This window comes from Streptomyces sp. NBC_01089 (assembly GCF_045162975.1).
In the GTDB taxonomy this organism is placed as follows: Bacteria; Actinomycetota; Actinomycetes; order Streptomycetales; family Streptomycetaceae; genus Streptomyces.
Map to the genome: position 1 here is coordinate 1,172,704 of NZ_CP108660.1, position 12,603 is coordinate 1,185,306.

12 protein-coding genes are annotated in these 12,603 nt (G+C 71.1%); 8 read left to right on the top strand and 4 right to left on the bottom strand.

Annotation, left to right across the window (positions count from 1 at the left end; translation table 11 throughout):
- Positions 1–62: 62 nt before the first annotated feature.
- From OG510_RS05185 to OG510_RS05195, 3 genes are all read left to right on the top strand, one after another.
- On the top strand, positions 63–1,562 hold the full coding sequence (locus OG510_RS05185) for an MFS transporter (RefSeq protein WP_406135526.1): 1,500 nt from the start codon (positions 63–65) through the stop codon (positions 1,560–1,562).
- Between the two features lie 483 nt (positions 1,563–2,045).
- Complete coding sequence (locus tag OG510_RS05190; RefSeq protein WP_406135527.1) at positions 2,046–3,866, top strand: AMP-dependent synthetase/ligase; 1,821 nt, start codon at positions 2,046–2,048, stop codon at positions 3,864–3,866.
- Between the two features lie 126 nt (positions 3,867–3,992).
- Positions 3,993–4,829, top strand: a complete 837-nt coding sequence (locus OG510_RS05195) for an aldo/keto reductase (protein ID WP_406135528.1) — start codon at positions 3,993–3,995, stop codon at positions 4,827–4,829.
- A 116-nt stretch (positions 4,830–4,945) separates the two neighbouring features.
- On the opposite strand, the gene OG510_RS05200 is transcribed toward OG510_RS05195, so the two are convergent.
- Positions 4,946–5,251, bottom strand: a complete 306-nt coding sequence (locus tag OG510_RS05200; protein WP_406135529.1) for a 4a-hydroxytetrahydrobiopterin dehydratase — start codon at positions 5,249–5,251, stop codon at positions 4,946–4,948.
- 49 nt (positions 5,252–5,300) lie between these two features.
- Between OG510_RS05200 and OG510_RS05205 the strand changes: the two genes are divergently transcribed.
- Complete coding sequence (locus tag OG510_RS05205; protein WP_406135530.1) at positions 5,301–6,131, top strand: helix-turn-helix domain-containing protein; 831 nt, start codon at positions 5,301–5,303, stop codon at positions 6,129–6,131.
- A 65-nt stretch (positions 6,132–6,196) separates the two neighbouring features.
- Here the strand turns inward: OG510_RS05205 and OG510_RS05210 are convergent, their stop codons facing one another.
- Positions 6,197–6,421 (bottom strand): hypothetical protein, encoded by a 225-nt coding sequence (locus OG510_RS05210; protein ID WP_406135531.1) that lies wholly within the window; start codon positions 6,419–6,421, stop codon positions 6,197–6,199.
- A gap of 162 nt (positions 6,422–6,583) precedes the next feature.
- Between OG510_RS05210 and OG510_RS05215 the strand changes: the two genes are divergently transcribed.
- From OG510_RS05215 to OG510_RS05225, 3 genes are all read left to right on the top strand, one after another.
- Positions 6,584–7,834 carry a PP2C family protein-serine/threonine phosphatase gene (locus OG510_RS05215; RefSeq protein ID WP_406142308.1) on the top strand — a complete coding sequence of 417 codons (1,251 nt, stop codon included), beginning with the start codon at positions 6,584–6,586 and terminating at the stop codon, positions 7,832–7,834.
- 86 nt (positions 7,835–7,920) lie between these two features.
- Positions 7,921–9,570 carry a CHASE3 domain-containing protein gene (locus OG510_RS05220; RefSeq protein WP_406142309.1) on the top strand — a complete coding sequence of 550 codons (1,650 nt, stop codon included), beginning with the start codon at positions 7,921–7,923 and terminating at the stop codon, positions 9,568–9,570.
- Positions 9,567–10,010, top strand: coding sequence for a response regulator (locus OG510_RS05225; RefSeq protein ID WP_164265051.1), 444 nt, complete (start codon positions 9,567–9,569; stop codon positions 10,008–10,010). The genes OG510_RS05220 and OG510_RS05225 overlap by 4 nt, the downstream gene beginning before the upstream one ends.
- Positions 10,011–10,030: 20 nt before the next feature.
- Here OG510_RS05225 and OG510_RS05230 read toward each other — a convergent pair whose 3' ends face one another.
- A complete protein-coding gene (locus tag OG510_RS05230) occupies positions 10,031–10,402 on the bottom strand; it encodes a hypothetical protein (RefSeq protein WP_406135532.1) in 372 nt (123 codons plus the stop codon).
- 103 nt (positions 10,403–10,505) lie between these two features.
- Complete coding sequence (locus OG510_RS05235) at positions 10,506–11,909, bottom strand: NADP-dependent succinic semialdehyde dehydrogenase (protein ID WP_406135533.1); 1,404 nt, start codon at positions 11,907–11,909, stop codon at positions 10,506–10,508.
- A 137-nt stretch (positions 11,910–12,046) separates the two neighbouring features.
- On the opposite strand from OG510_RS05235, the gene OG510_RS05240 reads away from it, so the two are divergent.
- Positions 12,047–12,529, top strand: coding sequence for a MarR family winged helix-turn-helix transcriptional regulator (locus OG510_RS05240; RefSeq protein ID WP_406135534.1), 483 nt, complete (start codon positions 12,047–12,049; stop codon positions 12,527–12,529).
- The last annotated feature ends 74 nt before the right edge of the window (positions 12,530–12,603 follow it).

The window sequence follows — 12,603 nt, forward strand, 5'->3', positions numbered from 1 at the left end:
ACGGGTGACCGGAAACAGTACGGACGGCCTGCCGTGGCACACGGCACACAGGGAGAGAACGAATGCGTAAGTGGGGGCCGCTCATAGCGGTCTGTCTGGGCACCTTCATGCTGCTGCTCGATGTGACCATCGTGATCGTGGCGCTGCCCGACATGGCCGGTTCGCTGAATGCCTCGCTGTCCGATCTCCAGTGGGTGATCGACATCTACGCGCTGGCGCTCGCCGCGCTGCTGCTCGGCGCCGGGGCGGCGGCCGATGTGACCGGGCGGCGCAGGCTGTACGCGGCGGGCACCGCGCTGTTCGCGCTGGCCTCGCTGGCCTGCGGTCTCTCGACGAGTCCGGGGATGCTGATCGCGATGCGCGGCCTTCAGGGGGTGGGCGGCGCCGCCATGTTCGCGACGACACTCTCGCTGCTCGGCGCCGCCTACCAGGGGCGGGACCGCGGTGTCGCCCTCGGCGTGTGGGGCGCGGTGAGCGGCGCGGCCGCGGCGATCGGGCCGGTGCTCGGCGGGGTGCTGACGCAGTCGCTGGACTGGCGGTGGATCTTCTTCGTCAATCTGCCGGTGAGTGCGGCGGCCATCTGGATCACGCTGCGTACGGTCACCGAGTCGCAGCGGCAGACCGACCGGAAGGTCGACTGGGCCGGGACCGCGGCCTTCGCGGTGTTCGCCGGGGCCCTGACGTTCGCCGTGGTCCGCGCGGACACCGTGGGCTGGACGTCCGGACGTACCGGGGCCGCCGTGGCGGTCGCGGTGGTGGCACTGGCCGCGTTCGTGGTCGTCGAGCGGCGCGCCGCCCATCCGCTGCTCGACCTCGGGCTGCTGCGCCGCCCGTCGTTCGCCGTGGTGATGGTGGGTGCGCTGGCGTTCAACGCGGCCGCCTTCGGTGTGCTGCCGTACACCTCGATCTGGCTCCAGACGCTGCTCGGGATGAGCCCGGTGCGTGCGGGGCTCGCCGTACTGCCGCTGGCCGTGGCCTCGTTCGTGGTGGCTGCGGTCGGCGGGCGGCTGCTGCACGGCAGGTCGCCCCGGCTGGTGATCGGCGGCGGGCTCGTCCTCATCGGTGCCGGGGCGCTGGCCCAGGGCACGCTGGACGCGGGGTCGGACTGGACGGGTCTGTCGGCCGGTCTGGTGCTGGCCGGGATCGGGGTCGGCCTGGTGTCGCCCGCGCTGGCGGGTGCGGCGCTCGCCTCCGTACCGCCGCGGAACGCGGGGATGGCGGGTGGCGCGGTCAACACCTTCCGCCAGCTCGGGTTCGCGCTGGGCGTCGCGGTGTTCGGCACTGTGCTCACCTCCCGGATGGAGGGTGCGCTGCCCGGCCCCTCCGCGCAGGCGCACACCGCGGCCCATGTGCTGGCGGGCGGCGGGGCGTCCGCGCTGCGTTCCCGCCTGCCGGATGCCACGCTGCACGGCGCGTTCGCCTCGGGGCTGAACGGCGCCGCGCTCGTCGCGGGCATCCTGGGCCTGGTGGCCGGAGTCGCGGTACTGGCCTTCCTGCGGCCCGCCCCCGCCGAGCGTCCGCCGGTACGCGCCGACGAGCCGGCGGTCGCCGCTGCCCGGTAACGGCGTACGGCTGACGGCGTACGGCTGACAGCGTCCCGGTAACGGCGGGACGGACACGGAGGGTGCTCGCACAGAGTGTGCGGGCACCCTCCGTGTCTTCCGGCGTCATCCGGTGTCTTCCGACGGCCTCCCGCCGCCCTTCCGCACCGGGTGACCGCCCGCGATCACAGAGGGATCACAGCCGCGTCACAGGACGCTGCCGTCCACGGAATGCCAGGCGCTCCCCATGCTCCGCAGGTCACAGGGGTTGGGCGGCCTCCGTGCCTTCTCCGTACAGATTCGGTGGAGATTCCACCTCGCGGAACTTACCGTTCGGTCAGGAGGGTGCCCAACGCTTCGCCATCTGGGTACATTTCACCTGCCGAGCCCCCACAGAGCCTCGCGATACCCCCACAAACCGGTCATCGGAGCCCTCTCCCGCCGGATCGCACGGTGGGGTAGCGTCACGGCGCTGTGCGGAGCGTCACATAGGAGCAGGTCATTTTGCGCGAGTTCACTGTCCCACCCATAGTGACGGCGCCCCAGGTCGGCGGACTGGCGGACGTCGTGTTCGAGCACGCCGACGACGACCCCCACCGGCCCGCCCTCGGCCGGAAGGAGAACGGGCGCTGGTACGACATGTCGTCCGGCGAGTTCCGGGACCAGGTCATGGCGCTCGCCAAAGGGCTGCTCGCCGACGGAGTGCGGTTCGGCGACCGGGTGGCGATCATGTGCCGTACCCGCTACGAGTGGACGCTCTTCGACTTCGCCCTCTGGGCCGTGGGCGCCCAGCCGGTGCCCGTGTACCCGACCTCCTCCGCCGAGCAGGTCTTCTGGATGCTGTACGACTCCGAGGTCAGCGCGTGCATGGTGGAGCACGAGGACCACGCCATGACCATCGGCTCGGTGATCGACCGGCTGCCCGCCCTGCGCAGACTCTGGCAGCTGGACGCGGGCGCGCTGGAGGAACTCCTCGAAGCGGGCGCCGGCATCGAGGACGAGGTGGTGCACCGCCACCGGCAGGCCGTGACACCCGAATCGGTCGCCACCGTCATCTACACCTCGGGCACCACCGGCCGCCCCAAGGGCTGTGTGATCACCCACGCCAATCTGATGTACGAGGCCGACACCATGGTCGCCCGCTGGGAGCCGGTGTTCCGCTCCAAGCGCGCCGAGACCTCGTCCACCCTGCTCTTCCTGCCGCTCGCCCATGTCTTCGGCAGGATGGTCGAGGTCGCCGCCATCCGCGGCCGGGTGAAGCTGGGCCACCAGCCTGAGCTCGCGGCCCGCGCGCTGCTGCCCGATCTGGCCGCCTTCCGGCCGACGTTCATCCTCGCCGTGCCGTACATCTTCGAGAAGGTCTTCAACGCCGCGCGCCGCAAGGCCGAGACCGAGGGGAAGGCCGGCCCCTTCGACAAGGCCGTCGAGGTGGCGGTGCGCTACGCGGAGGCCATGGAGCACAAGGCGTTCGGTCTCGGTCCGGGCCCGTCGGCCGGCCTGCGGATGCAGCACCAGTTCTTCGAGAAGGTCGTCTACGCGAAGGTGCGCGACGCGATGGGCGGCCGTGTGCGGCACGCGATGTCCGGCGGTTCGGGGATGGACCGGCGCCTCGGGCTGTTCTACGAGGGCGCCGGCGTCTCGATCTACGAGGGCTACGGGCTCACCGAGTCGACGGCGGCGGCCACCGCCAACCCGCCCGAGCGCACCCGCTACGGCACGGTCGGCCAGCCGATCCCCGGCTCCACCGTGTACATCGCCGACGACGGCGAGGTGTGGGTGAGCGGCCGGAACGTCTTCGGCGGGTACCTCAACTCCCCCAAGGCGACCGACGGCGTACTGCACGAAGGCTGGCTCTCCACCGGCGACCTGGGCTCGCTGGACGACGACGGCTATCTCACGATCACCGGCCGCAAGAAGGAGATCCTGGTGACCTCCGGCGGCAAGAGCGTCTCGCCGAGCGGTCTGGAGGAGCGCGTACGGGGCCATCCCCTGATCGCGCAGTGCCTGGTCGTCGGCAACGACCGGCCGTACATCGCGGCGCTCGTCACGCTCGACCAGGAGGCGGTCGCGCACTGGCTCTCCCTGCACGGCAAACCGTCGATGACCCCGGCCGCCCTGGTGCGCGATCCGGATCTGGAGACGGAGGTACGGCGGTCCGTCGTGGCGGCCAACACCCTGGTCTCGCAGGCCGAATCGATCCGGACGTTCCGGATCCTCGCCCACCAGTTCTCCGAGGAGCACGGCCTGCTCACCCCGTCGCTGAAACTCAAGCGCAAGGCGATCGAGACGGCGTACAGCGAAGAGGTCGAGGCCCTCTACCGCTGAGAACGGGCCGACCGCGCCGCCGCAGGACCGGGGCGACGGGAATGGGCCGCGCCGTGTGATCGTTGACCCTTGACGTATCAACCGATGACGTACTCACCACCACGCACCAAGAGGAGTCGACCGCTCGTGAGCAAGGTCCCCTTCATCACCCTCAACAACGGCGCCCGGATGCCGCAGCTCGGCTTCGGGGTCTGGCAGGTCGCCGACGACGAGGCCACGAAGGCCGTCGGCACCGCGCTGGAAGCCGGATACCGCAGCATCGACACCGCTGCGATCTACGGCAACGAGGAGGGCACAGGGAAGGCGCTCGCCGCATCGGGAATCGCCCGTGACGAACTCTTCGTCACCACGAAGCTCTGGAATGCCGAGCAGGGTTACGACTCGACCCTGCGCGCCTTCGACACCTCGCTGTCCAAGCTGGGCCTCGACTACGTCGACCTGTATCTGATCCACTGGCCGGTCCCCTCCAAGGACGCCTACGTGGACACGTACAAGGCGTTCGAGAAGATCCACGCCGACGGCCGCGCGAAGACCATTGGTGTCTCCAACTTCCTGCCGGAGCACCTGGAGCGGCTGCTGGGCGAGACCTCCGTGGTCCCCGCCCTCAACCAGATCGAGCTCCACCCGCAGCTGCAGCAGACCGAGTCGCGCGCGTTCCACGCGGAGCACGGCATCCACACGGAAGCCTGGTCCCCGCTCGGCCAGGGCAAGGGGCTCCTCGAGGTTCCGACCCTCGTCGCCATCGCGCAGAAGCACGGCCGCAGCGCCGCCCAGGTGGTGCTCCGCTGGCATCTGCAGACCGGCAATGTGGTCATCCCCAAGTCCGTGACCCCGTCGCGGATCAAGGAGAACATCGACGTCTTCGGCTTCGAGCTGGACGCCGACGACCTGGCGGCCATCGCCGCGCTCGACGAGGGCAAGCGACTGGGCGCCGACCCGGCCACCATGAAGCTCGGCGTCTGACCCCGCCGTCCCGCGAGCCCGTACGGTGGCGCCGCCCGGTGTGTGCCGGGCGGCGCCGTCGTGTGTGCGGGGGCCGGTGTGCGGCCCGGGTGCGGCATCGCGCTGCGGGCGCCCTCTCAGCCCGCGCCGTGCCCGGTGGCCGCGTCCTCGACCCGGCGGGCCAGCTCGAAGTCCTTGGCGGTGACCGCGCCGCCCGCGTCATGGGTGTGCACGCTCAGCGCCACCGTGTTGTATCCCAGGGTCAGTTCGGAGTGGTGCCCCAGCTCCTCCTGGATCTGCGCGATGTGGACGACCATCGCGGTGGCGGCGAAGTGTCCGGGAAACCGGTAGGAACGGGCGATCCGGTCGCCGTCCAGGGACCAGCCGGGCAGCTCGCGCAGCCGGTCCTCGGTCTCTTGGCGCGTCAGCGGTTCCGCGGGCATGTACGGGACTCCTTCCGGAAGACTGTCCGCCCGACGTTACGGTCTGGGGATGACAACTGTCGCTCTCGACACCGGAGTGGGGCCGCTGCTGCGCGACTGGCGCAGACAGCGCCGGGTCAGTCAGCTGGAGCTGGCCCTGCGGGCCGACTCGTCGGCCCGCCACATCAGCTTCATCGAGACGGGCCGCGCCCGCCCCAGTGAGGAGATGGTGCTGCGCCTGGCCGAGCACCTGGACGTACCCGTCCGGGAGCGCAACGCCCTGCTCCTCTCGGCCGGCTACGCGCCGCGGTACGCGGAGACCATGCTCGACGACCCCTCGATGAGCGCGCTGCACGAGGGGCTCCACCAGCTTCTGCGGGGATACGAACCGTATCCGGCGCTGGTCGTCGACGGGCAGTACGACGTCGTCGCCGCCAACAGCGGGATCGCGATGCTGCTGGAAGGGGTGCCGGAGCGGCTGCTCGCGCCCCCGCTCAACGCGATGCGGCTCACGCTGCACCCCACCGGGCTCGCCCCGCGGATCCGCAACCTCCGGGAGTGGCGGGGCCATCTGCTGCACCAGATGAAGCGCCAGCTGGCACTGGCACGCTCCGACGCACTGCGTGAGCTGTACGAGGAAGTGGCCGCCTATCCGCTTCCCGCGTCGCCCGCGCCCGCATCGGCATCGGAGGAGGAGGGGCGGGCGGGTCAGGTGCCGGGTTCCGTGCCGCGGTTCGCGCTGCCGCTGGAGATCGAACACGACGGACTGGTGCTGTCCTTCGTGTCGTCCATCTCCACCTTCAACACCCCCATGGATGTGACCGTGGCCGAGCTGGCGATAGAGACGTTCCTGCCGGCCGATCCCGCGACGGTCGCCTATCTGCGGTCCCTGGCCGCCTGACCGGAGAGAGCGGTCCGGGAGCAGCCGTCCGGAGAAGGCCCCGAGGCCCCTGAGACCCCGAGGGCCTAAGGCACCTGGCGCAGATACAGGGCGCCGCAGCTGTGGCAGAAGGGCTGGCTGCCGTCGGTCCCCCAGGCGTCCGTCGACTGCTTGGGAGCGGACGGGTCGAGTTCCCGCCCGCACAGCGCGGTCGTCTCCCGGATGTGCGCGATGTGCCAGTACTCCACCCTGGGGTGCTCGTCCGAGGGCGACGAGCCCTCCTGGAGATGGGCCTGCATGACGTATTCCATGGCCGCCTCCTCACCCCTCATTCTCCCACCCCGGTAAAGGGATCGGCATGAGGAGAGTTGTCCACAGGGCCGTCGCCGTCCGGGGCCGGGTCGCATATGCTTCGGCGCGATACGGCGCCCCATCACCCGCGCCGTCCGGGGTGGGGGTGGAGTGTGTCCGAGATGCCGGTGACCGCTTCGGCACGGGCTGTGGTGCCCGCGGCCAGAAACCGGCAGCAGCTCCTGACGGCGACGGGCGAGTCCGTCGGCGACATCGAGGCGGTCCTGCTGCTGGTCGAGGACGACGCCGGGGACGCGCTGCTCGTCGAGGAAGTGCTGGCCGACAGCGATCTGGACTCCCCGGTCAGCTGGTGCAAGACGCTGGCCGCGGCCCAGCAGTTCCTGCGGACCTGCCGTACCCCGGTGTGTGTGCTGCTCGATCTGCATCTGCCGGACGTCCAGGGGCTCGACGCCGTCACCCGTATCGTCGGCGCGGCCCCCGATGTGGCGATCGTGGTGCTCACCGGTCTCGCCGAGGGCGACGCCGGGCTGGCCGCCGTCGCGACCGGCGCGCAGGACTACCTGGTCAAGGACCGGCTCGACCCGGAGTCGCTGAGCCGCGCCGTCCGCTACGCCCTCCAGCGCAAGCAGGTCGAGCAGTCGGCCGCTGCCCTCCAGGTCAACCGGCTGATGGCCGAGGAGAACGCCAGGCTGGAGCGGGGGCTGCTGCCGGTGCCGCTGCTGCGCGGGCGCGACTTCGAGGCCGTCGCGCGCTACACCCCGGGCCGGGCCCACGGGCTGCTCAGCGGCGACTTCTACGACGTGGTGCAGACCGCCGACCAGACCGTGCACGCGGTGATAGGCGATGTCTCGGGCCACGGGGCGGCCGAGGCGGCCCTCGGGGTGTGTCTGCGGGTCGCCTGGCGTACCGCCGTGCTGTGCGCGATGGAGCATCTGGAGCAGATCAGGCTGCTGGAGGAGATCCTGGTCGCCGAGCGCTCCGATCCGAGCATTTTCGCCACGGTGACCTCGCTGGTCTTCCCGCCGGGCGGCCGCACCGTCCGCGTCACCCGGGCCGGGCACCCCGGGTTCCTCGTCCGGCACGGCGCCGAGGTCGGCTGGGCCGAACCGGGCGGCGGGATGGCCCTGGGTCTGGTGCCGGGCGCCGCCCGCTGGACGGAGACCGAGCTGCCGCTGCCCGGCGGCGGGCAGGTCGTGCTCTTCACCGACGGGCTGTTCGAGGGCCGCACCGGTGCGGAGTCCCGGCTCGGTGAGACGGGGCTGCTGGATCTCGCCCGAAGACACGGGGCACTCCCCGCCGCCGGGTTCGTCGACGCGCTGGTCCGCGGCGCCACCGAGGGGGCAGCGCCCTACGGAGGGCTCGCGGACGACGTGGCCGTCCTGCATCTGGGATGGGGGGCCGGCTCACCATGAGCAGTCAGACCGTCAGCGGCGGACACAGCGGCGGCAACCACAACGATACCGGCACGGCCCCTGACGACGCGGACCTCTCCTGTGACCTGTCGGCGGAATCCCCCGCGCGACGACGGCCGGGCTTCCGGTCCCGCCTCTCGGTACAGGACTGGGTCCGTCTGATCCTCGCCGGATTCGTGGTCGTGGTCTGCGGCTGCACCGCGGTCGGCGGGGTCTTCCTCGCCCGTACCAACGACCGGACCACCGCACTCGTCGACCACATCCAGCCGGCCCGTTCCGCCGCCTTCCAGCTGCAGAAGGCCCTGCTCGACCAGGAGACGGGGGCCCGCGGCTATGCGCTCAGCGGTGACGAGTCCTTCCTCGAACCGTACGAGCAGGGCATCCGCGACGAGCGGGTGTACCGCGCCAGGGTCGGCGCGTTCACCGGAACCGGGCGCCCGTACGGACCTGACGTGGACCGGATACGGCTGGCCGCTCAGAAGTGGCGCAGCGAGCAGGCGGAGCCGCTGATCGCCGCCGTACGGGCCAAGGGTCCCGGCGCGGCGTCGGGAGAGCGGGTCGCGCGCAGCAAGTCGGCCTTCGACGCGCTGCGGGCGGACATGGCCGTGCAGCAGCGGCACATCGAGGCCGACGGGGTGCGGGCCAGGGCCGGGCTCGACGCGTCCCGGCATACCCAGAACCGGGTACTGATCGCCCTGCTCGTCGCCTTCGCGCTGGTGGTGGTCACCCTCAGTGTGCTGCTGCACCGGATCGTGGGCCGGCCGCTGTACGCGCTGCGCACCTCGTCCGAGACCGTGCGCGGCGGGGAGTTCCACCACCGGATCGACATCGGGGGTCCCGCCGATGTGCGGGCTGTCGGAGCGGCCGTCGAGGACATGCGGCGGCGGCTCGCCGACGAGCTCGGCGACTCCCTGGAGCGCGAGACACTGCTGGCCGGGCAGACCGAGGAGCTGCGGCGGTCCAACTCGGAGCTGGAACAGTTCGCCTATGTGGCGTCGCACGACCTCCAGGAGCCGCTGCGCAAGGTCGCCTCGTTCTGCCAGCTGCTGGAGAAGCGGTACGGCGACGAGCTGGACGACCGGGGCAAGCAGTACATCGACTTCGCGGTCGACGGCGCCAAGCGGATGCAGGTGCTCATCAACGACCTGCTCACGTTCTCCCGGGTGGGCAGGGTCCTCGACGACAGCCGGCAGACCGTCTGCCTCGACACCTCGCTCGACCGGGCGCTGGCCAATCTGGCGCTGGTGACGGAGGAGTCGGGGGCGACCCTCGTACGGAAGGATCCGCTGCCCGAAATCACCGGTGAGCCCACGTCGCTGGTCATGCTCTGGCAGAACCTGATCGGCAACGCGGTCAAGTTCCGCCGGGCCGGCCATCCATCGGTCGTCACCGTCGGCTGCACCGCCGAGGGCGACAGCTGGCATGTGACCGTCGCGGACAACGGCATCGGTGTCGTACCGGAGTTCGCGGAGAAGATCTTCGTGATCTTCCAGCGGCTGCACGCACGGGACGAGTTCGAGGGGACGGGCATCGGGCTCGCGCTCTGCCGGAAGATCGTCGAGTTCCACGGCGGCCGGATCTGGCTGGACGCGTCGGTGACCGAGGGCGCGTGCATCCACTTCACGCTCCCGGTGAACCCCGGCCCCGCCGCCGTCGCGAGCGGCCACCCCACCACCACAACAACAGCCACTGCCACTGCCACTGCCACTGCCACTGCCCAGGGAGACACCGCGTGAACACCCCGCTCCAGCCCATCGAGGTCCTGCTCGTGGAGGACGACCCGGGCGATGAGCTGATGACGCGTGAGGCGTTCGCGGACAACAAGATCGGCAACACGCTCCATGTGGTGCGGGACGGCGAGGAAGCGCTGGACTTCTTCTACCGGCGCGGCGCCCACACCTCAGCGCCGCGTCCGGATCTGGTGCTGCTCGATCTGAACCTGCCCAAGTACGACGGCCGGCAGGTGCTCGAACAGGTCAAGTCGGACCCGGAGCTCTGCGACATCCCGGTCGTGGTGCTGACGACGTCGTCGGCCGAGGAGGACATCCTGCGCAGCTACCGGCTGCACGCCAACGCCTATGTCACCAAGCCGGTCGATCTGGAGCAGTTCATGTCGGCGGTGCGCCAGATCGACGACTTCTTCCTCACGGTGGTGCGCCTCCCGCACCGGATGTGACCGGCCGGCCCTGCGGGCGGCTACTTGTTCTCCAGCTGGAGGTTCAGCTCCTTCTCCTGGTCACCGAGCGCCTCGCCCTGCTCCTCCACGGAGAAAGCGGTGCCCAGCGCGGCCCGCACCACGTCCACGGCGTGGTAGCCGCCCTGCACGGTGGCGGTGACCGGTGCGGACAGGCCGGCGCCGCTGAGCGGTCCCGGGTCCGTGTCCGGCACGTCGAAGGACGCCGTCCACACGGTCGGCCGGCCGGGGATCTCGGTGTGAGGTGCGTTCCCGGACGCACGGTCGCTGGAGAAGGCCGACCGCAGCGCACCGAAGACGGCCGCCGCGTCCTCCTTCGAGTGGCCGGTGAGCGCCACCGTGACGAGCGTGTCCTGGTTCTCCGTGTCGGCCATCGTGCTCACTTTCCTTGCTGGATCGCGGATCTGGATCGCGGGTGTGAATCGCGGGCGTGAATCGCGGGCGTGGACCGCATGCGTACGGCAGACGGGCAACGGGTCACTCGCCGGGGTCGGCGCCGTGCCAGACGGTCGTGATGTTGCAGAACTCGCGGATGCCGTGGGCGGCGAGTTCCCGCCCGTACCCGGAGCGCTTGACCCCGCCGAAGGGCAGGGCCGGATGGGAGGCGGTCATGCCGTTGAAGAAAACACCTCCCGCTTCGAGATCCCGTACGAACAGATCCACTTCCCCGTTGTCCCGGGTCCAGACGTTGGAACTCAGACCGAACGGAGTGTCGTTGGCCACCCGCACCGCCTCATCCGCGCTCGCCACCCGGTAGAGGGTCGCCACCGGGCCGAACGCCTCCTCGCGGTGGATCCGCATCTCGGTGGTGATGCCCATCAGGACGGTGGGTGAGTAGAACCAGCCGCGGTCGGCGCCCTCGGGCCGCCCGCCGCCGCAGAGCGCGGTCGCTCCCCTGCGTACGGCGTCGTCGACCAGCTCCTCCAGGTCACTGCGGCCCTGCTCGGTGGCGAGCGGTCCGACATCGGTCGACTCGTCCTGCGGGTCGCCGACCTTCAGTGCGGCCATCCGGGTGGTGAACTCCTCGGTGAACGCGTCATAGACATCCGTATGGACGATGAAGCGCTTGGCGGCGATACAGGACTGCCCGTTGTTCTGCACCCGGGCCGTCACCGCGGTCCGCGCGGCCCGCTCGATGTCGGCCGACGGCATCACGATGTACGGATCGCTGCCGCCCAGCTCCAGGACGGTCTTCTTGACCTCGTCGCCCGCCACGGCCGCGACAGAGCGGCCGGCGGGTTCGCTGCCGGTGAGGGTGGCCGCGGCCACCCGGGGGTCGCGCAGGACCGCCTCGACCGCGCCGGACCCGATCAGCAGCGTCTGGAAGCAGCCCCGCGGGAACCCGGCACGCTCGAAGAGTTCCCCCAGGTAGAGGGCGGTCTGCGGCACGTTCGACGCATGCTTGAGCAGGCCGGTGTTGCCGGCCATCAGCGCGGGCGCGGCGAACCGTACGACCTGCCAGAGCGGAAAGTTCCACGGCATGACGGCCAGGACGACGCCCAGCGGACGGTAACGGGCGTACGCGCGGTCGGCGCCGGAGTCCTCGGCATCGGCCCGGGCCGGGTGCTCGTCGGCCAGCAGCTCGGCCGCGTGCCTGGCGTACCAGCGCATCGTCCTGACGCACTTGGCGGCCTCGGCGCGGGCGGCGGCGACCGGCTTGCCCATCTCGGTGGTCATCGTGCGGGCGATGTCCTGCTGCTCGCTCTCCAGCAGATCGGCGGCGCTGTTCAGCAGCCGGGCCCGCTCGGCGAACTCGGTGGTGCGGTACGCGCGGAACGCGGCGTGGGCAGCCACGAGGCGCCGTTCGATCTCGTCGGCGCCGAGCGCGTCGAAGGTCCGGAGCGTTTCACCGGTGGCGGGGTTCACCGTGGCGATGGGCATGGGTGGGTCCTCCTCGTACTCGCCCCTCCGACCTTCGCGCGCCCGGCCCCCGGCCGCAACGCGGGCGGCGCACGCCCTGATCCATCCGGCGGCCCCACATGGTTCGCGCCGCGAACCGTCGAACCTATGCTGGCCCGATGGCGATGATCAAGAGTGAGGAGCCGATGGGGATCGCGGCCGCGCTGGTGCGGACGTCGTTCCTGGTGCAGGCCGTGTACACGGAAGCCAGCCGGGAGTACGGACTGCCCGTGCAGCAGGCCCAGTTGATCTGCGTTCTGATGACTCAGCCGCGTGGCATGGGAGAACTGAGCACCATGCTGGGCCTGGAGAAGTCCAGCCTGACCGGTCTCGTCGACCGGGCGGAGCGGCGCGGTCTGGTGTGCCGGGAGCCGGATCCGCTGGACCGGCGCGCGGTGCGGGTCGCGCTGTCCGCCGAGGGCGCCCGGGTGTCCGGCGACTTCTACGCCGACGCGAGCGCGCGGATGGAGGCACTGGCCGACACGGTGGGCCCGGCGGAGCGCGACCGCCTCGCGGCGGCGCTGGGGCGGCTGGTGCGGAGCAACGAGGTGCCGCTGGTCTTCATGGAGCCGAAGCAGCAGACGGGGACGCCCACGGCCTGACGGCAGGCCGTTCGGCCCCGGGCTGCGCGACGGCGGGCCGTTCGGCCGTGGGCGGGCGACAGCGGGTCGGCCGA